The organism is Streptomyces sp. NPDC018019, from assembly GCF_044327805.1.
Taxonomy (GTDB): Bacteria; Actinomycetota; Actinomycetes; order Streptomycetales; family Streptomycetaceae; genus Streptomyces.
Window position 1 is genome coordinate 1 of sequence record NZ_JBIRGD010000026.1, and the last position, 19,324, is coordinate 19,324.

23 protein-coding genes are annotated in these 19,324 nt (G+C 65.7%); 9 read left to right on the forward strand and 14 right to left on the reverse strand.

Annotated elements, in window-relative coordinates:
- Window positions 1-127: 127 nt before the first annotated feature.
- Together ACH4FX_RS33000 and ACH4FX_RS33005 are read left to right on the forward strand one after the other, a co-directional pair.
- The gene (locus ACH4FX_RS33000; RefSeq protein ID WP_398485111.1) at window positions 128-463 is read left to right on the forward strand and encodes a cupin domain-containing protein; all 336 of its coding nucleotides are present in this window, start codon (window positions 128-130) and stop codon (window positions 461-463) included.
- A 341-nt stretch (window positions 464-804) separates the two neighbouring features.
- On the forward strand, window positions 805-1,101 hold the full coding sequence (locus ACH4FX_RS33005; RefSeq protein WP_398485112.1) for a hypothetical protein: 297 nt from the start codon (window positions 805-807) through the stop codon (window positions 1,099-1,101).
- A 13-nt stretch (window positions 1,102-1,114) separates the two neighbouring features.
- On the opposite strand, the gene ACH4FX_RS33010 is transcribed toward ACH4FX_RS33005, so the two are convergent.
- From ACH4FX_RS33010 to ACH4FX_RS33060, 11 genes are all read right to left on the reverse strand, one after another.
- Entirely contained in the window at window positions 1,115-1,294 is a 180-nt protein-coding gene (locus tag ACH4FX_RS33010) for a hypothetical protein (RefSeq protein WP_398485113.1), read from the reverse strand.
- A 49-nt stretch (window positions 1,295-1,343) separates the two neighbouring features.
- A complete protein-coding gene (locus ACH4FX_RS33015; RefSeq protein WP_398485114.1) occupies window positions 1,344-1,775 on the reverse strand; it encodes a hypothetical protein in 432 nt (143 codons plus the stop codon).
- A 354-nt stretch (window positions 1,776-2,129) separates the two neighbouring features.
- Window positions 2,130-2,600: a hypothetical protein gene (locus tag ACH4FX_RS33020; RefSeq protein ID WP_398485115.1), complete on the reverse strand. Its 471-nt coding sequence runs from the start codon at window positions 2,598-2,600 to the stop codon at window positions 2,130-2,132.
- 251 nt (window positions 2,601-2,851) lie between these two features.
- The gene (locus ACH4FX_RS33025; RefSeq protein ID WP_398485116.1) at window positions 2,852-3,988 is read right to left on the reverse strand and encodes a DUF2637 domain-containing protein; all 1,137 of its coding nucleotides are present in this window, start codon (window positions 3,986-3,988) and stop codon (window positions 2,852-2,854) included.
- Entirely contained in the window at window positions 3,985-4,422 is a 438-nt protein-coding gene (locus ACH4FX_RS33030) for a DUF6195 family protein (protein WP_398485117.1), read from the reverse strand. Before ACH4FX_RS33030 ends, ACH4FX_RS33025 begins: the two co-directional genes overlap by 4 nt.
- On the reverse strand, window positions 4,422-4,775 hold the full coding sequence (locus ACH4FX_RS33035) for a DUF4326 domain-containing protein (protein WP_398485118.1): 354 nt from the start codon (window positions 4,773-4,775) through the stop codon (window positions 4,422-4,424). Before ACH4FX_RS33035 ends, ACH4FX_RS33030 begins: the two co-directional genes overlap by 1 nt.
- Window positions 4,775-5,413: an ATP-binding protein gene (locus tag ACH4FX_RS33040; RefSeq protein ID WP_398485119.1), complete on the reverse strand. Its 639-nt coding sequence runs from the start codon at window positions 5,411-5,413 to the stop codon at window positions 4,775-4,777. Before ACH4FX_RS33040 ends, ACH4FX_RS33035 begins: the two co-directional genes overlap by 1 nt.
- An 83-nt stretch (window positions 5,414-5,496) precedes the next feature.
- A complete protein-coding gene (locus ACH4FX_RS33045; protein ID WP_398485120.1) occupies window positions 5,497-6,339 on the reverse strand; it encodes a hypothetical protein in 843 nt (280 codons plus the stop codon).
- A 415-nt stretch (window positions 6,340-6,754) separates the two neighbouring features.
- A complete protein-coding gene (locus ACH4FX_RS33050) occupies window positions 6,755-7,339 on the reverse strand; it encodes a WhiB family transcriptional regulator (protein WP_398485121.1) in 585 nt (194 codons plus the stop codon).
- Window positions 7,329-7,655 (reverse strand): hypothetical protein, encoded by a 327-nt coding sequence (locus ACH4FX_RS33055; protein WP_398485122.1) that lies wholly within the window; start codon window positions 7,653-7,655, stop codon window positions 7,329-7,331. The genes ACH4FX_RS33050 and ACH4FX_RS33055 overlap by 11 nt, the downstream gene beginning before the upstream one ends.
- Window positions 7,656-7,724: 69 nt before the next feature.
- Entirely contained in the window at window positions 7,725-8,120 is a 396-nt protein-coding gene (locus ACH4FX_RS33060) for a helix-turn-helix domain-containing protein (protein WP_398485123.1), read from the reverse strand.
- Between the two features lie 354 nt (window positions 8,121-8,474).
- Between ACH4FX_RS33060 and ACH4FX_RS33065 the strand changes: the two genes are divergently transcribed.
- Window positions 8,475-8,933, forward strand: coding sequence for a helix-turn-helix domain-containing protein (locus ACH4FX_RS33065; protein WP_398485124.1), 459 nt, complete (start codon window positions 8,475-8,477; stop codon window positions 8,931-8,933).
- A gap of 24 nt (window positions 8,934-8,957) precedes the next feature.
- Here ACH4FX_RS33065 and ACH4FX_RS33070 read toward each other — a convergent pair whose 3' ends face one another.
- A complete protein-coding gene (locus ACH4FX_RS33070) occupies window positions 8,958-9,662 on the reverse strand; it encodes a beta-ketoacyl-ACP reductase (protein WP_398485125.1) in 705 nt (234 codons plus the stop codon).
- Window positions 9,663-9,955: 293 nt separating this feature from the next.
- On the opposite strand from ACH4FX_RS33070, the gene ACH4FX_RS33075 reads away from it, so the two are divergent.
- Window positions 9,956-10,798 carry a helix-turn-helix domain-containing protein gene (locus ACH4FX_RS33075; RefSeq protein ID WP_398485126.1) on the forward strand — a complete coding sequence of 281 codons (843 nt, stop codon included), beginning with the start codon at window positions 9,956-9,958 and terminating at the stop codon, window positions 10,796-10,798.
- A 416-nt stretch (window positions 10,799-11,214) separates the two neighbouring features.
- On the opposite strand, the gene ACH4FX_RS33080 is transcribed toward ACH4FX_RS33075, so the two are convergent.
- Window positions 11,215-12,186: an MBL fold metallo-hydrolase gene (locus tag ACH4FX_RS33080; protein WP_398485127.1), complete on the reverse strand. Its 972-nt coding sequence runs from the start codon at window positions 12,184-12,186 to the stop codon at window positions 11,215-11,217.
- Between the two features lie 81 nt (window positions 12,187-12,267).
- Entirely contained in the window at window positions 12,268-12,861 is a 594-nt protein-coding gene (locus tag ACH4FX_RS33085) for a ScbR family autoregulator-binding transcription factor (RefSeq protein ID WP_398485128.1), read from the reverse strand.
- A 1,134-nt stretch (window positions 12,862-13,995) separates the two neighbouring features.
- Between ACH4FX_RS33085 and ACH4FX_RS33090 the strand changes: the two genes are divergently transcribed.
- The 5 genes from ACH4FX_RS33090 (at window position 13,996) to ACH4FX_RS33110 (ending at window position 18,825) form a co-directional block, all read left to right on the forward strand.
- A complete protein-coding gene (locus tag ACH4FX_RS33090) occupies window positions 13,996-14,478 on the forward strand; it encodes a hypothetical protein (RefSeq protein WP_398485129.1) in 483 nt (160 codons plus the stop codon).
- A gap of 112 nt (window positions 14,479-14,590) precedes the next feature.
- Window positions 14,591-15,523: a hypothetical protein gene (locus ACH4FX_RS33095; protein WP_398485130.1), complete on the forward strand. Its 933-nt coding sequence runs from the start codon at window positions 14,591-14,593 to the stop codon at window positions 15,521-15,523.
- Entirely contained in the window at window positions 15,501-16,847 is a 1,347-nt protein-coding gene (locus tag ACH4FX_RS33100) for a hypothetical protein (RefSeq protein ID WP_398485131.1), read from the forward strand. The genes ACH4FX_RS33095 and ACH4FX_RS33100 overlap by 23 nt, the downstream gene beginning before the upstream one ends.
- Window positions 16,844-17,560, forward strand: a complete 717-nt coding sequence (locus tag ACH4FX_RS33105) for an ABC transporter ATP-binding protein (RefSeq protein ID WP_398485132.1) — start codon at window positions 16,844-16,846, stop codon at window positions 17,558-17,560. The genes ACH4FX_RS33100 and ACH4FX_RS33105 overlap by 4 nt, the downstream gene beginning before the upstream one ends.
- Window positions 17,561-17,628: 68 nt before the next feature.
- The gene (locus ACH4FX_RS33110; RefSeq protein WP_398485218.1) at window positions 17,629-18,825 is read left to right on the forward strand and encodes an ABC transporter permease; all 1,197 of its coding nucleotides are present in this window, start codon (window positions 17,629-17,631) and stop codon (window positions 18,823-18,825) included.
- The last annotated feature ends 499 nt before the right edge of the window (window positions 18,826-19,324 follow it).

Consider the following 19,324-nt stretch of genomic DNA (forward strand, 5'->3'; position numbering starts at 1 on the left):
CAGCCGAGCTCGAAGACCGACTGCACCGGCCGTACCAGAGCCACCACGCGATGCATGGCAGGAAAGTACCCCATGGCGTCATCACAGTCTCTGTCCGCCGCGGCCCGCGCACGGCACTGTTGCAGACATGCACCCTGAAATCCTCGCGCAGGAGGGTTACACCTCCGTCTCTGTCGACGAATCCCCGGCCCGTGAGCTGTTCCCCGGGATCCGGCTGCGCCCCTTGTGGCGGGGGCCGGCCGGCGCGCACGCCAACGTGCTGGAGATGGAGGCGGGTAGCTCCTGGCCGCACCGCGATGTCCACGAGCCGGGCCCGGAGGAGGTCTACGTGGTCGCCGGCACCTTCAACGACGGAGCACGCGACTACCCAGCCGGCACATTCCTGCACGCCCCGGCCGGGTCGTGGCACGTACCCTCGACCGCCACCGGCTGCACGCTGTTCCTCTTCTACCCAGAGGGCTAGTTCTAGTGGCGTTTCCGCCGACGCGGTCTGCTCGACCCTTCAGAACCTGCTTGTAAGCCCCCTGGTTTGAGGGGTGGTTGGGGTGCGGGTCGGGTTTGGTTCCGGTTCGGTCGGTAGTGGCCGAGGAGGGGTCGTTTGCGGGTGACTTGGCGTGTCCGTTTGGTGGTTTTCCGGTCGTCTGTGGTGATCAGTGCTGGTAGGTGCGGACTCTGCGGGTAGTGGCGGGACGGAGTCCGTTTCGCTGGCGGTGTGCCGCGAACTCGTGTCCTGCTGGTGGGTGGTGATCCGCCGTGCCTGAGTCGCCTGTCGGGAGTGTTGCCGCGAGCCGGTACCACGAGTCAGTGGCCCGATCGCTCGGCCACGTGGAAGCCGTTTCTTCAGGCCAGTGGGCTGTGGGCGACGCGGCGCTGGGGATCGAGCCGGTCCGCTCGCATGGCGGGCATCTTCGGGTGAGCGAGGACGGCCAGCGGGTAGAGGAGTCACTGCGGATCTTCGCTGAAGATGTGGGGCTGTCGCTGTCGACGGTGAAGGCCTACCGGTGGGTGGCTTCCCGGTGGCCGGCCGAGCGGCGGGCGGCCCAGGTGGCATGGGAGGTCCACAAGATCTTGCTCTCGGCCGATGTGTGTGAGGCACGTTAGGCGAGTGGCTCGGCTACGAGGCGGTGGCCGTGTGATGCCGCACAACGTCGAGGAGACGGATGACGGCCTGGAGGCCGACATCGCCGAGTTCGCCCGGCACAATCGCGGCGGCGGCTGGGCCCTGGCCCTGCTGGTCGTTGAGCACCTCCCCGCCGACGGCGAGCGCCTGACTGGTGCGGGTGCCCGGAGACATCCGGGCACCCGCACCAGTCAATGCCGTGCCCTGTGGGCATTGACCGCCCTCACAGGCAGACAGTCACATCGATGTACTCGGAGTCGCCTACCGCCTCCAGGTGCACCCGGTGATCCTGGGTGAGCTGTGCCTCGTTTTGGTGTTCCAGAATCCTGGGGAAGGAGTGCACCTTGATCGTATAGGTGCCGGTAGTGTCGCCCAGGCCCAGGACTTCCGCGTGGTTGAGTACATGGAGTTGGGCGAACGCCGTGAAGGCGTCCATACCGGCGGGCAGGAGCGTCCACAGGTGTCGGAACTCGGGCTTGTTCAGGACGTCGGTCACCGCCTTGGCCCCGCCATTGAATTGAATCATGGTGTCGTTCTTGACGAGAACGGCATCATTGAAGTCCGGAAACGCGCCCGCGCAGGACTGGAAGTACGCCTTGAACTCCTCGAACCCCGGGTAGGTGGCGTCGCTCAGCTTGCGGACGATCGCACTCATATCGCATCTCCTCGAAAGTGTCCGACGGTGTCAATCAGCAGGGCAAGCCAAGCAGTCACGAGAGGCCAAGCACCAGCGGGCACTGCTTGATTCACCCCACCGGGTCTCAAACACGAACCGGATTCCGGCACCGCGTTCACCTCAACCGGCGCGGGCACCAGCATGACCACTTCTGCACTCACCTGCCCGAACCTGCACGGCGCTGATCTGCCACCACGAGCCCCCCAATCGCACCCGCAGAGCCCAACCCTAAGTTCAAAAGCAGCTTGTCACGTCCAACCGACTGATAGGAGCACCGTCTGCGGAGCAACCCGGTGAACCTTCGCCACAGCACCTAGCTGTTGTGCCGGTGAGTCAGTCCCCTCGGCCGGAGGCGCCGAGCAGGCTCTCCAGCACGACCACGAGCCGAGGCACCGCCACTCCAGTCAGTTGGAGGGGCGCGCATGTGCTGTAGGACAGCACCACTTGTCCGCAGGCCGGGCCAGGCGCCATGCCCGTGAGCAGGACGTGATCGAAGGGGAGCCACTCAGTTCCGTGCGGCGTCGGCCGCAGGCGGAAGCCCTGTGAGGTCAGCACGACGCGAGCGGTGGTGTGGTCGCGCCACCGTTCTTGAGCGTCGGTCTCCGCGTCCCGGCGACGGCGGGCTTCCAACTTCCGGTTGTCCACCCACCGGCGACCGAACGTCGGATGGTCTTCGAAGTAGCCAACCCGGCCCTGCGGGTAGGCCACCTCCGTTCCATAGAAGCGAGCCGTTCCGCACATAACGTCCGCATGGACGTCCTCGCCTGGGTCCAGCAACAGGCCGGGGGCCTGCACCGACGGCATGCAGGCACCGGAGCGAAGAGCAGCCGCCAATTCGTCAGCCGCCCGCTGCCCTGCGACGAGAGCCTCCTCGCCGGTCTCGCGGCGCTTACGCCACCTCATAAGCCAGTGGTCCTTTTCCGTCCTGAGTATCTGTTCGCGCGTCTTCCGTACGGAGGCACACGGCCCTTCACTCTCGCTCAACACCTACGCAGGGCCGCCGTGCCGGGGCACCCCGGCACGGCGGCCCTGCGCGCGTCATCGCTCCACCCTGATCACCACAGGGCGGAGACCGCAGCCTCCTGAGCGGAGTGCTTCTCGTCCGGCTTGGTCCGAAGGATGGTCAGCAGCTCTCCGATACGCTCGTTGCTGATCGGCTGGTGGTCCCGGACCGCGCTGGCGACCACGGTGCGGCTGATTCGCCCGGCCTTCTCAACGGCTTCGCGGGCGATAGGGAGCAGCTCCTCCAGCTCCTCGTCGACGGCCTCTCGGTTTGCCGGTCCGCTTCGGTCCGGGGCCTGCTCTCCCAGCCCACCCGCCGCCGGCATGTCCTGCCTTTCGGGCGCTGTGATGTCTGCCGAGTCGTCCGTTGACGCATCACGACCGTCCGCGGCGGGGCCTTCGATCGGCGAGAGCGGACCGCCGTGCATGTCGCCAGTTCCCATCGGGTGGAACCCGGCCGCCGAGGAACTCGCCGCTGCGCTCGCAGAACGTTCCTGCGAGGGCGCGTCGGAGGCTTCGGCTGCCCGGTCCGGTGCGTCCGCCGCTGGTCCGTCTTCGGCCACAAGTGGCCGGTCCGCCGCCCCTGCCGACATGCCGGTGGGGTCCGGCGACGAGGCCCCGACGCGTTCTGCAGCATCCTTTTGGAGGTCAGTCGGGGCACCGTCCGGGACCGGTCCGGAAGCGTCCGGGACACGGTCCCGGACGGGAGACTCAACGGTCCGCGTCATCAGAATGAACAGGTGGACTGCCCCGGCCAGGGCGAGCGGCGCCAGGGTGGACAGGACGCCCACGACCGAGTCTCCGAGGCGCAACGCGGACGGGCCGGACCGCGGACCGTGGTTCAGTGTGATCGCGTGAAGGGCGTTGGCCCAGAGGCTGGCGCCGGTGGCCGCAGAAAACAAAATCCATGCATACAGACGAGCACCGAAGTCGCGATGGCGGAGCAGGACCAGGGCGCGCACACCGTAGGCAATGAAGCCGTCCACGAAGACAGGGAAGAGGTAAGACAGCTGTTCTCTGGCGTGGATCGCGACTGCCACTTGTCGCAGCGCATCGTAGGAGAAGGCGAACCCGGCAGCGCCCAGGAGACAGATCGCGGCAGCATCCCAGGCGGTCATGTGGCCGAACCGTTTGTGCGCCCGGGGGCTTTCGGCGGTGGTCGCCGAGGCGGCTATGTGTGTCTCGGTCACCCGAACACGCCCCCCTCGTGATTCCCGTTGTGCGGGGCGATCGACGGCCACAAGCGGGTCCGCGAAAGCAGCAGGCCCAGCTGCCCGAGCGACGTCACTGCTTCCGCGCGCTGGCTGGTGCACGACAGGCAGGCCGTATGCAGCGTCAGCGTCTCGTCCTCCTCCTCACCACGGTGGTAATGCAGCGCAAACCGCTGCTCCGCGGCGGCGCCCAGAGACGCGATGGCCTGGAGCTGGGTGTCACTGGGGAGGACGCCGACCGGTTCCCACGGCAGGCTCGTGGCGTCCTCGCCGAGCACCTGTCGGGAGTACGCCGAGGCAGCCTTGACGCACCAGTTCTCCCAAGAACGACAGGCATGCTCCCGTGCTTGCTGGCGCCTGTGTTCCTCCACCGACAGCCGCCTGGCCGCAGCGAACGTGATCGGGTGAAGCATCAGGAGGGTCCTTCCGAAGAACACAGGCCGAGGTCGAAGAAGCGACGCGCCGGCATGGGATTGGCGAGCTGGAGAAGGAAGTCGGCGTGGCAGGGAGCGTCCAGCGGGCAGGTACACACCAGGTCCCGGCCGTGCAGCGTGCGGGCGAACGTTCGTGCGTAGCACCGGCCGATCGGCCCCGCGAAGATCGCTTCGTACAGGTCGACGGCTTCCTGAGCGGTCATGGGACCGCCGGAGGCCGGGCTCGGATCGCCGACGCGGAACGGGTTCCCGTACAGCCCCCGGCCGACGAAAACGGCTCGGCCCGGAGCGGGGGACCGCCTGACGGACACGCCGCAGTAGCGGGCCGGCATCACGCCACCCCCGCTCGGCGGAGGTCTTCGCCCACCATGGGGACCACGGTCACCATCTGGGCGAGTCGGCTGGCGATCCGGTCCCCGACGAAGTCGGTCAGGTCGGGGCCGTTGTCGTCCCGGGCCGGCAGGTTGGACGTGAGGACCGTCGGAAGGCAGTGGTTGTACCGGTAGTTGATCAGCCTGTACGTGATCTCCTCTACCCATTCGGACGTCTTGGCCGTCCCGAAGTCGTCCACGAGCAGGAGACGGACCCTCGACAGCCGATCCAGTTGCCTCTCTGAGCTGCCGACGACCTCAGAAGGCCGCAGGCTTCCGTACATGTCCGCGCTGTTCGTACCGATCAGCTCGTACGTGGCCGGGCCGGACGCCGCGACGCGCTTCAGCGCTCCATACGCCTGGTGTGTCTTCCCGGTGCCCGTCGGACCGGTCAGCAAGAGGGCACCGGCCGTCGACGGGTCCTCGATCACACGGTCCGCCCACGCCGTTACCGCCGGGACAGTGGCCTCAGCACGCCGGAAGCGGGGCGGGGTGGCAGTCTCCCAGCGCTTCAGCGCGGCCTCCGCACGAGCGCGCCGGTGCCAGTGGGCGTCCCCAGGGCCTTCGGGCGCATCCGAGGGCATCTCTGAGTCGGGCACCAGTCGCACCTTTCGCCTTTCGATGATCTGTTCTAGCCGGGCTACGGCGCCGGTACCGGCTACGCGTTGTGGTGCAGGCACGATCAGAATCCGTTCTCGTACGCGGCGGGCTGGGACGGATTGCGGTACGGCTGCCACCCGGCCGCGCGACGAAGCGGCACGACTTTGCCCGCCGAAGCGGAGGGAGCCTGCGAGGGCAGATCAGCCCAGATGCGCAGCAGGTAGCGGGCGGACTGAGGCGGACGATTCGCGTCCCAGCGGCGCGCGATGATCTCGACCAGCGTGGGAACCCCCCACCGGGCCACGAGAGCTGTTACCCGGGCCCACTCCGCCTCTGAGAGGCGCCAGCCCACGATCATGCCGCTGCGTTCCAGGGCAGCTACGAGTTCCCGTGCGGACTCCGGTACGTCGACTTCGCCCTTCGGCGGCACAGGGCCAGGCTTGGGAGCTTGCTGGCTTTTGGTGGTGGTAATACTCCCGTAGGGAGTATTACCACCATGCGCGTGCGAGGAAGAAACTTCCATTTTGGGTGACTCAGAGTTCCTGCTCTCAGCCTCAGAGTTCCCACTTTGGGAATGATCTTCAGGGAATTTTGTTCCCTCTTCGCTCACGGGCTGCATCAGAGTTCCGTTTTCCGTGGTGCCGGAGCCGGCCGCTTGGGAGGTGCCAGGGCCAAGCAGGGAGATCGAGTAGCTGTTGGGGTTGTCTACGCCGCCGCCCCGCTCGTACGAGATTTCTCCCAACGCCGCGAGGTCCGCCAGGCACTTGCTGATGGCTCGCGGGGTCAGCCGGGTCAGCTCAGCGATCCTCCGTACGGGCAGCCTCGCCTGCCCGGAGTCGTCCGCCATGTACGCCAGAGCGAGCAAGACCAGGCGTGCGCCATTGCGGGATCGAGAGTTCTGCCAAACCTTGTCGGATACCGTCATTGCCATCAGCCGCCCAATCTCGCTACGAAGCGGCTGTCCTTCAAGCCGAAGGTTTGGTCATCTTCCGGAACGAACCCGAGCTGTGTAGGTTCGGGTGCCAGGTATAGCGACGTGGTTTCTACATGGAAGTCATGGGGGTCGCGCCAGTCAGCAGAGGGAAAATTTGTACGTACAAGTCGAGATACTTCCCGACCGGTTGCGCGGTCGGTGAGGAGTGCATAGAAGTCGCATCCATATAGACGCGTAATCGTTTCTGCTGCCCTGTAAGCGGGGGTGATGCGTATAAGTGCTGCGGAGGGGGCCAACGAAAGAATGCGGTCACGCAGAGGTGTGCGTGGTGGGTTGGCCGGGGTGTTCTTTTGCATGGTTCGGCCCTGGAGGTATGGCGGCAAGAAGCCGTAGCGGCGCGGTGCTTTTAAGCGGCGATGGAGTGAGGGCCATCTGTCATCCTCGGAGGAGCCTGCCGCTTACGCTCGTCCCGTATGAGCTGCATCAGGTAGGAGTATTTGATTCCCATGGCGCGGGCAGCGTGCTTACGGCTGAGCTGTGGGTTGTTCGACAGTGCCGTGACGATTTCGCGCTCCTCTGCGGGGGATAGGGCCGCAGTGTTCCCGCGCAGAGCCGCTGAAATCTTTTCGGCGTCAACGCGGTTGTTCCACGCGTGATGAATGTCTGTTCGTTCCGAGGCCAAAAGCCCTGCCCGGATTCCGTATTCGGAACCCAGTTCCAGCGCTTCGAGTAGGCAACGTGCAGCTACAGGAGTTGGGCAGTGAGCGCAAAGTAGCAAGGGGCGGATCAGTTCGCCTTTTCGTGCCCCGCGGACAACGTCCGGGCTCTTACCAGGGGCGTCACCCTGCGGGAAGAACTGCTCGGGCTCCTCGCTGGCACAAGCCGCCTGTTCGGCCCATTCCTTGCTGTGCGTATGATCCGCAGCATCGAGCAGGGGAGACCACTGCCCGTTGCGTGCCGCGTCCACGATGACGTCTATCTCAGTGAGCATCGTGTATCTGCCGCCGCTCACCTGTGGTTTTCGATTCCTGCACGTGGCCGACGTAACGCGCATACACCAAATACTCGCCGTCGACGGTGCGGGAGGCGGCTTCGAAGGACCCTGCCGGACGGAAAGCGGCAAGTAGCCCCCGATTTATCTGGTAAGCGGCCGTAGCCGCACGCGCGCGCTTCTCACGTTTCTGTACCCGGGCCCATTGGCCGGGCCGGGCCTTGAGCATTTCCGCTGCGGCAGTGAATCGCATGGCCGGTGCGTTGGTTCTGCGACGAGGCTGGGGGAGTGATTGGAACTCAATGGCGTTGACCATTGGTAATGTCTCCTGGCGATCGAGTTGCACCCGGCGACCCTGCAAAGGGTGCGAGCGCTCGAAAAAGATTCAGGCGCGGGTGCGCGACCGGGAGGAAGGGCGAAGGGCTGTCAGCGTGGCGCTCGAACCCTTGCTAGACGCGGTATCCGAAGAAGGCCCGACGAAGTGCATGTCGGAAATTGCTTTGAGGTCTTCGGCGGTGAACTGCACGTACCGGCCCATCTTGCGGTGGGGCAGGGTCCCGATCCGCTCGCGCAGCCATTTCTCCGGGATGCCCAGCCGGGCGGCGGCTTCCTCGTACCCGACGTGCAGCCGGGGGTCGGGGGTGCTCGGCAGACGGCCCAAGAGGGTTTCGAGGTTCTCGGTCCCGGCCAGCAGGCGCAGGACAGAAGCGAGTCCTTGCAGCTCAGGGGCGGGGAACGTAGTTGGATCTTCCGCAGTACGTGCTTCTGCGGGGGGTGCCATGCGACAATCACTCCTTGAGCAGACAGGTTGATCCTGGCTGTGATGGAGCGATGACAGGGCCAAGTCCAGTCATCGCCGTGCCGGTGCTGACCGCGAGGTTTCCTACGCCGATGGCGGTCTGCACTGTTGCTTTGGGAGGTTTCTCCCTTGTTCGGCTCGTTGACCTGGAGTTCCCGCTCCTGTCAGCGAGCCGAACGCGTTCCGGGCTCCGTGAAGAGCTCCTTCCCGCTTGGTGTCGATCCGCCAGGGCTGGCGGTGCGTCGACACGATCACTCTACCATCATTTGCGACCCATCATTTCCTTCCCGTGATGGCCGTGAGGTAGGCCATGTACATGGTTGAGATACTGACCCGGTGAAGAGCGTTCGAGACTTCAGTCCCGCCGGGCTCCGAGCCGCACGCAGCGAGGCCAAGCTGTCTCAGGGCGACATCGCGAAGGCGGTGGGAACCACTCCGGGCACCGTGGGCCGTTGGGAGACCGGGAAGGGGGCCCCGAGCCCCCGGCTCTTTTCCGCCCTCGTGGCCGTGCTCGGTGTGCCGCGGTCCCGGCTTCTGGAGCCACTCGGCGAAGACGCCGATCTGGCGACGCTGCGCACTCGCGCCGGCCTCCGCCAAGAGGACGTGGCCACGCGCCTGGGCGTGCAGCCTTCGGACGTCTCCGAACTGGAGCAGGGCACCGGCCGGCTGCGGGACGAGTGGGGCCTGATCCTGCACGAGATCTACGAAGTCCCGCTCGATCAGCTCGTCCGAGCCCATGCCGCCTCGGAAGCCCAATGGCGCGCAAAGATCAACGCGAACCGCAACCGCCACTAGGCCAGGGCCGAGACTCCGAGGCGGTCAGTGGCCCATTGCGACGCCGCCGTCGACCGGGAGCACGGCACCAGTGATGTACGAGGCGTTCGGGCTGGCCAGGAACTGGACCGCGTGAGCGATCTCGTGCGGCTCTGCGGCCCTGCGCAGCGGCACCTGGTTGACGATGTGCTGGAACCGCTCTTCGGGCAGGCTGGCCGTCATGTCCGTGGCCGTCAGCCCAGGGGCGACGATGTTGACGGTGATGTTCCGCGCACCGAGTTCCCGGGCGAGCGACCGGCCGAAGCCCACGAGGCCCGCCTTGGAAGCGGCGTAGTTCGACTGACCGACCTCGCCGGCCAGCGCCACCGCGGAGGAGATCAGGATGATCCGCCCCTGGCGGGCCCTCATCATCTTGAGCGTCGCGCGCTTGGCGACGCGGAAGGCACCCTTGAGGTTGGTCTCCAGGACCGCGTCGAAATCCTCTTCGCTCATCCGGACGAGAAGGCCGTCACGGGTGACGCCCGCGTTCGCCACGAGCACCTCCACGTCACCGTGCGCCTCCTCGATCTCCTTGAACGCGGCGTCGACCTGGGCGGGATCCGTGACATCGCACCGGACGCCCATCAGCCCCTCCGGGGGTTCTCCGCTGCGGTACGTCACCGCAACCCGGTCGCCGTTGTCAGCAAAGGCCCGCGCGACCGCGAGCCCGATCCCCCGGTTACCGCCAGTGACGAGTACAGAGCGGGACATAAGTGAGTAATCCTCCGTATATAGTGACCAAGTTCATCGAACGCATATGTCTCTCAGTTCGACGTTGGCCATGATGCGCCCGTACTGTCGTCACCTGTAGTGATGACAGTGAGGGTGACGAAAGTTGAACCGCATAGGGACTTTGGTCACGACTTCCTCGGGTAAAGACTCGAATGTGAAGCCCTGTCAGAGAAACCGAACGCTTGACCTGCTTTAACGCCAGTTGATCAGACTGGCGCTCTCGCTGTGCGAAGGAGTTGAGGGGACCCACGCTTCAGCATGCAGGCGAACAAATGGCTGGTGTAGCTGTGAATGAATGTGACCGAACTCTCCCCGTTGGAGGCGACGACCCCGACGACCTCGGCGCCTTGCTGGTCTTCTGGCGGGAAAGGCTCGATCCGCGTCGTATCGCCGGTGTCGATACCTCGCGCAGGCGTCTGAAGCCGGGACTCACGCAGGCCGAGGTCGCGCACCTGACCGGGGTGGGCCTCACCTGGTACCGCGCTCTGGAAAAGGGCACGAAGGCTGAGTTCTCCGAAAGGTTCCTTCAGCGTCTGGCCATGACGCTCAGGCTGTCGGAAACCGAAAAGATCATGCTTTTCCAGCTCGCCAAGGGATACGCTCCGCCGCCGGTTCATGTAGCTGACGATGCCGGTGCTGCGGACGCCGACATGCGGTTGATGCTCAACCAGATGGCCCCTTACCCGGCCTACCTGAGCAACGTCTGCTGGGACATCATCGCCTGGAACCCGATCTTGGACGAGTGGTTCCCCTGGCTGCCATACGAACGCAACATGATGCGGCTCGCGTTCCTGTACCCCGAGGCACAAGAGCAGCTCGTCAACTGGAAGGAAGACTGGGCCCGACCCTTCCTGGCCCAGATCCGCGTAGTCCTCACCCTCCACCCCGACAACAAGGGGCTTCAGCAGCTCAGGGACGACATCCTGAACGGGAACGACGTGGCCCGCGAACTGTGGGATCAAAAGGAAACGATCCGGCACCCCGACGGGCACGTCCGCGGAATCCGCCTTCCTGACCAGAACAAGGTCATGCCGGTGAAGATCATGGCCATGGCTCCCATGCGGAACATGGACATGCGCTTCATCACCCTCGTCCCCCAAGGGGGCCAGGGGTAGGGAACCAGCATCGGTGGTGGGGTGGCTCCAGCAACCCTCTGTGTTGCTGGAGCCCGGAGGCACTGCCGCTAAGGAGTCGCTCTGCGAGCCTGCTAAACCATTGCAACGCCCCGGATCGAAGGTGGATGAAGCAAGACTTCAGTGGTGCCTCCCGAAGATCGCTCGCAGGACCAGCAGCGCTCGGTTCCTCATGTGCTCATCAGGGTGGGCAACTGCCGTGACCAGGACAGCGGTAAGTGTGGCCATGAGAACGGCCGTGGGAGTCAGCTCCATGCCCGGGACGGTACACACAGCCGGCCACCGTTATATAGGGGCTGCCCAGCCGGATGATTCCGACTTCAACTAGGTCGTTCCTGGGGCCTGAGGCACGCGACAGTAATTCTCCAACGGCTGTTTCGGTGCGATGGCTGAGCGGATCAGGAGTGAGGGAACAACTCCGATAGCCGAGCCATCGGCCCCAGCAGCTCCAAAGGTGCCGCCGGGGCCGGGAGCCCGCGTTCGCGGTATACGGCCGCTACGGCCGTCAGCGTCCGCTCCGGCAGTCGCAGATCGCCGTACGCGTCCAGCTTGAGCTGGGCGGTGGCATCCTCCACTGGGAGGCCGGCATCGGCCGCTGCGGATGCCTGTTCGTGAATGTCGAGCAGGTACTCGGCGAACCCCTCCACGTCCGCTCGGCCAGCCACCGGACCGTGCCCGGGAACGAACGTAGTCGCTCCTGTGGCGAGGAGCCGCTCACAGGCATCCGCCCACCCGAGCAGCGGCCCCGACCACACCACCGGGTGATCTCCCTGGAAGAGCAGGTCCCCGCAGAAGACGGTCGAGGCGTCGGGGACGTGCACTGCCACATCGCCGTGCGTATGCGCCGGCCCCAGTTCCAGGAGCTCGACGGCAGTCCGCCCCACCTCAAGATCGAACCGTTCGTTGAAGGTCACGTCCGGAGGCGTGAGCTGGATGCCGGAGAAGTCGAAACCGCCGAAATGACGCGTGACGTACCCGCCCGAGGCGCCCTCGGGCGGGTGGCTTTGCAACCACTCGTACGTCGCGGCCGGCACTTCGTGCCCGACTTCGAAAGCCCCGCAGGCCGAGGTGATGGTGCGCGCGCCCTCTACGAGCTGGTTCCCGTGGCAGTGATCCCCGTTCAGATGCGTGTTGACCACAGTGGTCACTCGCGCGCCCGGCGCCGCCGACGCGACTGCGGACAGGAGCCGCCGAGTCTGCGGAAGCGTGAAGAACGTGTCGATCAGCAGAGCCTCGCCGCCGTCGTGGACCAGCCCCGCATTGGACCACCCCCAAGAGCCGTCCCCCTGGATAAAGGCATGCACGCCCGGACGGATTTCTTGGGTCCGAAGCTCGCCGACAGCCACATGGTCCTGATGAGGATCGTTCATAGTTACGATCATCGACCAGGCAGGCCGAAAGGTGAAACCGAGGGCGCGTCTCTGGGCCGGACCAGCCTGTCGAGACCCCGGCTATCTGCGGAACGTCAGACGTTTTCTGACACTGGGCTTCGCGATACCCGGCAGCAGGAAGTGCCACAGGGTGATCACCCGCATGTGCAGATCGGCCCGACCCACGGAGATCTGGGAAAGCAACTGCGTACCGGAGTACGAGCTGACCAGCATCCAAGCAAGATCATCCACGTTGGTCTCCGGCAGGAGCTCACCCTTGCGGTGCGCGGCGTGAAGCTGCGCGGCAAACTCTTGAATCCAGTGCTGATACGGAGTGTCGTCCTGAAGGCCGAACTCACCCTGCTCGATGGCGAGTCGGACGCCGGCGCGGAGCTTGGGGTTAGTCTGCAGTTCCCCGGCGAGGTACAGCGTGGTGTCGATCAGCCGTTGCAGGCCGTCCTCTCCGGCGGGGAGTTCCAGCCCGGTGCCCTGTTCGAGCATTACGGCATGTGCCAAGGCTTCCTTTGATGGGAAGTGGAAATACATCGCTCCCGGGGTCACACCGGCGCGTTCGATGATCTTCTTGATGCTCGCGCCTCTGAACCCGAACTCGTCAATCACCTCGGCAGCAGACAGGAGGATGGCTTCCCGCGTCTTGACCGCGCGTTCCTGCATTGATCGCCCCGCTCACTAGACAAGCTTTGTAAACAGTGCGAAGCCTAGTGAAGCAATGTGTACGGGGACATCAGCGATTGATGCGCGATCGAATGGCTTGGACGGTCGGCGAGCTCCGCTTCGGGAGCTGGCGTGGGAAGTGGGGCGGCCGCAGCCCCGGAAGGTGGAGCGCGCTATCTACGGCTGGAGGGTAGAGCACAAGCGTGCCTCGCTCCGTTCGCCGTACTGTCCGAAGCCCAGTTGGCGACCGTACGAATTTGAGTGGCCACCCCGACCCCATAACCCTGCGTAGCGCCCCGGCCATCCAGTGGACCGGATGGCGCCCCTGCCGTCGGGCGAGCAGTCCGGAGGGGAGGTTGCCACCCCGACGCGCCGACCGTTGGCGTAGCTGTCTGCGGCGGGCCCTCAGCCGAAGCCCTGCCCTGCTGCCTCCCGGAGCGCGTCCGCCAGTTCCCGGGAGGCCAGATGGGTGTGAGTGTCCGCCCTTGCCCGGCGAGGGTGGCCAGGCACGCGTCGGGCAGAGGCGAGTGGCAGGTCCGCCCGGTGCTCCTGCAGGTGGGTTGGGCTTCGGCCGTCCTCCACCAGGGTGGTCGACGCGTGGAGCCGCTCGAAGCGTTCGATGCCGACTCCGAACGTTTGGTGGTCAGTCACGGAGCTGTCGTTTTGCCAACTGGCCGGAAGCCCCTTCTCTGTTCCCGTAGCTGCCGCCCGCTGTGCGCGCACCGGCTCTGGGCCCTGACCTGGGCGGCCGTGTGGACGGACCTAGGGGTGCATCAGTTCGTGACCGCGCCGTTGCGCGTTTGTAGTCAAAAGTGGTGCAACCGTGACGAGCCCCATGTTGCAGTATCGATATTTCGTCCATTTTGAAGGAGCATGCGCGTATTGCCCGGTTGGGACGAATGTTGCCCTCACCTAAGATCGTCTGCGGCCCTGCCGACCACGGGGCCGCAGTCGCACTCTCGGCGTACATCGGGGTGAAGGGCGGGGGGTTCGCGTACGCCATTTCCCGACGGGCACGCTTCGGCCTGCCCGTTTCCATCGCGCACAGTCGAGATGAAACGAGTTTGCGTACACGGGGCAACTCGCCCTCCTTGCGGCTGCTCGCTATGTTGAAAATCGCAGAAAAGATTCACAGTGAAAAACTCTAAGCGGAATATCCGTTTGGCGATTTGTGGTGCGATTGGTGCCGCGATTGTCGGGGGGCTGGGTGCGCCCGCTGCCTACGCTGGCAGCAATGAAGCAGCGAATCTCCAAAGCATGGAAACGTGCGACAAGTCCCCCGGCGGCTCGGATTTCAAGTTCCACCTTTTCTATAACTCCGGGCACACGGGTGCGTACCGTAATATCGGCTACGCGGTCTATGACTTCGGGCACGTTTACATCGGTGTCGGAGATCCGGATGGGGGGAATCCGCTGAGGTTCTGCCCCGGGGGAACCGGAGCGGGGAAGTCTGTCAAGAACAATGCTGCTTCCGCTTCGAATACCCACTCAAAGTACTCCGCCACGGTGTACTTCAACAGCGGCTACAAGGGTGCATCTGACCGCCTGGGTGCGGGAAGCTTCATGTCTCGCCTGAAGAACACCTACAACAACAACGCTTCCTTTAGGTGGAGCTGAGTTAGAGGCCGACCTGTGGCGGCCGGAGCGTCCTGCTCCGGCCGCCACGGTGGGCGATTGATCGCGGGACGACCGCCCGGTTCGCTCGCGGTGCAGTGATCGCGGGAGCGCAATGCTGAAGAGGGAAGCTGTGAAGAACTCAGGCGCACGGAAAATATTTCCGGCGTTGCTGGTGGCCCTGGCGGCCACTGGGTGCGGACATTCTGAATACGGCGAGGCCGGCTCGGCGGACCGGCCCCCACTGCCGAAGAAGAACTTCGTCGCAGCCGATCCCGCGACGTGGACGCTTCCGATCGAGGCTTATCTGCCTACGGACGATGATGAGCAGCAGGTAAAGAAGGCAAGGACGCTTCTGGTCGGCGACTGCATGAAGGACCTCGGCTTCAACTGGCGGCCCGCCCCCGACCTCCCGAAACTCGGCCCCAAGACGCTGACCGACTGGCGTTACGGCATACACGACGCCGTCTTGGCGAAGAAACGTGGGTACAAGCCGGATGCCGCCGAACAAGCCGCTTACGACCGCGCCATGAGCCAAGGCGCGGTGGAGGACGCCGCCGAGGAGGGAGCCAAGGAGAAGGCGCTGAACGGGGGAGTCGCGGAGGTCGGCGGGAAAGCTGTCCCCAAGGGCGGCTGTGTCGGCCAGGCGAATCACAAGATCTCGGACGGCGCCCTGGAGCGCACAGCCAAGGCGCAGGGGATCGCCAACGACGCTTTTACCCGCTCAAAGCGCGAGAGCAAGGTGGTCGAGGCGTTCGCAGCGTGGTCTTCGTGCATGAAGGAACACGGCTATAACTACAAGGAGCCGCTGGACGCCAGCGATGACTCCCGGTTCTCCGGTCCGGAGGTCACAGAGCTGGAGATCGCCACGGCGACAGCCGATATCGTCTGCCGCAATCGGACGCACGTCGCGAAGATCTGGTTCGATGCTGAATCCGAACTTCAAAACCAGGCCATCGACAAGAACATCGAAGAACTCGTTGAGGCCAGGAAGAGCCTGGACGACACCATTAAGAAGGCGGCACGTGTGCTGGGCGGGACGAAGTAAAGGCATGACCGCTCCAGACACGGACACCCAGCAATTGCCCGCCGCGTCCGGCAAGGGCGACACCGAGCAGACGTCGGAAAGTTCTGCCCCCGCACGGTCAGCGCTGCGCCGCCGGCGACGCGTGCTGGCAGCTGTGTGCGGCGGCGCCGTTCTGCTCGGAGCCGCGGGGATGGCTGCGGCTGCTTGGATCAAGTCTCCGGCGCAGGTGGCGGCGGACACAGCGGCACCGCCTGCCGATGTGCTCACTGCCGCGGCTGAGCGCAAGGTGCTGGCCGAGACCGTGGTGACGCGTGGTCAGGTTACGGCTTCGCAGAGCGTGCAGGTGTCCTCGGCGGGCCCAGGAGGTGATGGCGCGGGACGCTCGGTGGTGACCAAGGTGAAGGCAAAGGCCGGGGAGCCTGTGGCGTTCGGCCGCGTACTGCTGGAGGTCTCAGGGCGCCCAGTGTTCGCGCTTCCCGGCGCGCTGCCGGCCTACCGCGACCTCAAGCCTGGCGACGACGGCCAGGACGTGCAGCAGTTGCAGCACGCGCTCGCTTCGGTCGGCCACCCCACCAACCCGGACAGGCCCGGGCACTTCGGTGCCGGCACCGAGCGTGCGGTGCGAGGTCTGTATGCCGCGCTGGGCTACACGCCGCGTCCGGTTGCCGAGAACAAGGAGGCGGAGGGCAAAAAGCCCCCGACGCCCGCGGCACCCCCGACGCACCCCATGGTGGCGATGTCCGAAGTGGTCTTCCTCAACTCCCTGCCCGCGCGGGCCGACTCGGTCACCGCTGAGGTGGGAGCGGAGGCCAGCGGCGTCCTCATGACCATCTCCGCCGGCGACCTGCTGGTCAGCGGCAGCGTCGGCCTGCACGAAAAGGGACTCATCCACCCGGGGCAGAAGGTGGAGATCCTGGCCGAGACCACCGGCGAACGGGCGACCGGCACCGTGGTCTCCGTAGCCCAGGTGCCCAAGACGAAGAAGAACAAGAGTGGCGAGAACGACAAGGCAGGAGCCGACGAATACGTCGTCAAGGTCAAACCAGGCGGTCGGCTCCCGGCCACCATGGCGGGCCAGGAGGTGCGCCTGACGATCTCGGCGGCCTCCTCCCGTGCCAAGGTGCTGGCCGTACCGTCCTCGGCCATCTCCACCGGTGCGGACGGCCGCACGACGGTCACGGTGAAAGAGCCCAACAACAGCAACCGGCGGGTCGAGGTCCGCACGGGCATGTCAGGCGATGGCTTCGTCGAGGTCACCCCCGCCGACGGCGCCCGGCTCACCGAGGGCGACCAGGTCGTGGTGGGCGTCGACACCCGGCGTTCCGAGGAAGGACAGCCGCGGTGACAGCGGGAGATCGCGGCGGGCCACCCCCAGTGGTCGAGTTCCGCCGCGTAGGACTGACCTACCCCGGGCCACCGCCGGTGGAAGCACTTCAGACATGCGACCTGCGGATTGAGCGGGGCGAGTACGTCACGGTCGTCGGGCCCTCCGGGTCGGGCAAGTCCACTTTCCTGAACATTGCCGGGCTGCTGGACCTGCCCACGACAGGCAGCTACCTGCTCGACGGCATCGACACCAGCACCATCAACGACACCTGGCGCACCAGCCTGCGCGGGATGCGCATCGGTTTCGTTTTCCAGGCATTCCACCTGCTGCCCCACCGAAGCGCCCTCGAAAATGTAGAGCTGGCGATGCTCTACCAGCGCGTCCCGCGCCGTCGACGCCGTGCCCGCGCCCAGCGTGCCCTGCACCGCGTGGGCTTGGCGCACCGGGTGGACGCGCTGCCGACCCGGCTCTCCGGCGGGGAACGCCAGCGCGTCGCCATTGCCCGAGCCGTGGCCTCCAGTCCCTCCTTGCTGCTGTGCGACGAGCCCACCGGCAACCTCGACTCCGAGACGGCCGCCTCCATCCTGAACCTGCTCGACACCCTTCACCACGACGGAATGACCATCGTCGTCATCACCCACGATCCGGATGTCGCCCGCCGAGGGCAGCGCACTGTCACCATCCACGACGGCATCCTCACCGACACCCCCTGTGCCAGGACCGCCCCGTGAACGAAACGCTCCCGCCCACCGAGGCATCGGAAGCCGGTACAAGAAGGCGCCGTTCCCGTCGCTCATCCCTGTCTTTCCGCGACGCGGTCTCCGAAGCCCTGGCCGGCGTCTTGCAACGTCCGGCTCGCTCGGCCCTGACCGCCCTGGGAACAGTGCTGGGTGTGGGCTCCTTCATCGCGGTGATCGGCCTCACCGGCACCGCGGCCTCCCAGATCGATTCCCGGTTCAACAAACTCACCGCCACCGAAGTCTCCGTCCAGGACATGGGCGGCCCCGACCCCAGCCGTGTCCCGCTCGCCTTCCCCGTCGACGCCGATGCGCGTATCGCCCGGCTCAATGGCGTCACCGCAGCCGGCGTGTACTGGAAAGTGCGCCTCGACCGCACCCAAAGCGTGCGCTCATCACCCAGTCACGCCCAAGGTGACGACACGCAGGCCCAGGTCGTCGCCTCTTCTCCCGGCGTTCTACGAGCCGCTCACCCGTCCTTCGTCCAGGGCCGCGCCTTTGACACCTTCCATGAACGCCGGCACGAGAAGGTCGCGGTCATCGGCGCCACGACAGCCGCCCGCCTGGGCATCACCACGTTGCAGACCCGGCCCGCGGTCTTCATCGGGGACACCGCTTTCACCGTCATCGGCATCATCGACGACATCGAACGCAAACCCGAACTGCTCATGTCCGTCTTGATTCCCCGCTCTACGGCCGAGCACATCTGGGGGCCGCCCACCGACGAACGCGCCGCGATGCTCATCGCCACCCGCCTCGGCGCGGCCCAGCAGATCGCCGACGAAGCCCCCACAGCGTTGCGCCCCGAACACCCCGAGTACTTCCGGGCCCTCGCGCCGCCCAGTCCCAAGGCTCTGCGCTCGGCTGTCGGCAGCGACCTGGGACAGCTCTTCCTTCTCCTGGCCGGCGTGTGCCTGGTGATCGGCACCGTCGGCATCGCCAACACCACCTTGGTCGCCGTCATGGAACGCACCGGCGAAATCGGACTGCGCCGTGCCCTGGGGGCCCGTGGCATCCACATCACCACCCAGTTCCTCTCCGAATCCACCGCGCTCGGGCTGCTCGGCGGCCTGGTCGGCACCTCCTTGGGCACCGTAACCGTTGTGGCCGTCTCCGCCCTGCGGCAGTGGACGCCAGTGATTGACCCGCTCGCGGTTGCGTCCGCGCCGGTATTGGGACTGATCACCGGTCTGCTGGCCGGCATCTACCCCGCCTGGCGTGCCGCCCGCATTCCCCCGGCCGAGGCGCTGCGACGCTGATCTGTTCTCGACCACCGACCACCGGAGGTCTCCTGTTGCGGCCCCGGTTCGCGAGTCAGTGCCCTGACGAGCACGGTGTGCCTCCGGCCAATGACGGCGGCACCCAGCCACCAACGGCGACCTCAGCCCGATGGCCGGCTGTCTCCCCATCAAGCTCCCGCTCACCGTCCGGACTCTGATTTCCGGAAGGAGCGGGCCCGCTGTGCCCTCATACAGCACAGCTCGCACGTCGACCTCACGATGACTGCGGTCGACGTATTCACGAACAAGTCAACTAATCAAGGAACGTTTTGATACGGCACCACCGCGTGTCGAAGCGTCTGCGCACACCGCTGCTCATTACTACGGCCATGCTGGTCGCGAGCGGACCCCTGGTGTCGCAGGCACTCGCCGCAGAACCTCAACCTCCAACCCTCACCGCTGGCGACGCGGTCGCTGACCCGAAGTCGTCCGACGAGCCCCGCTCCTCTCGTGTGACAAGCCCGGACGCCAACCTGGG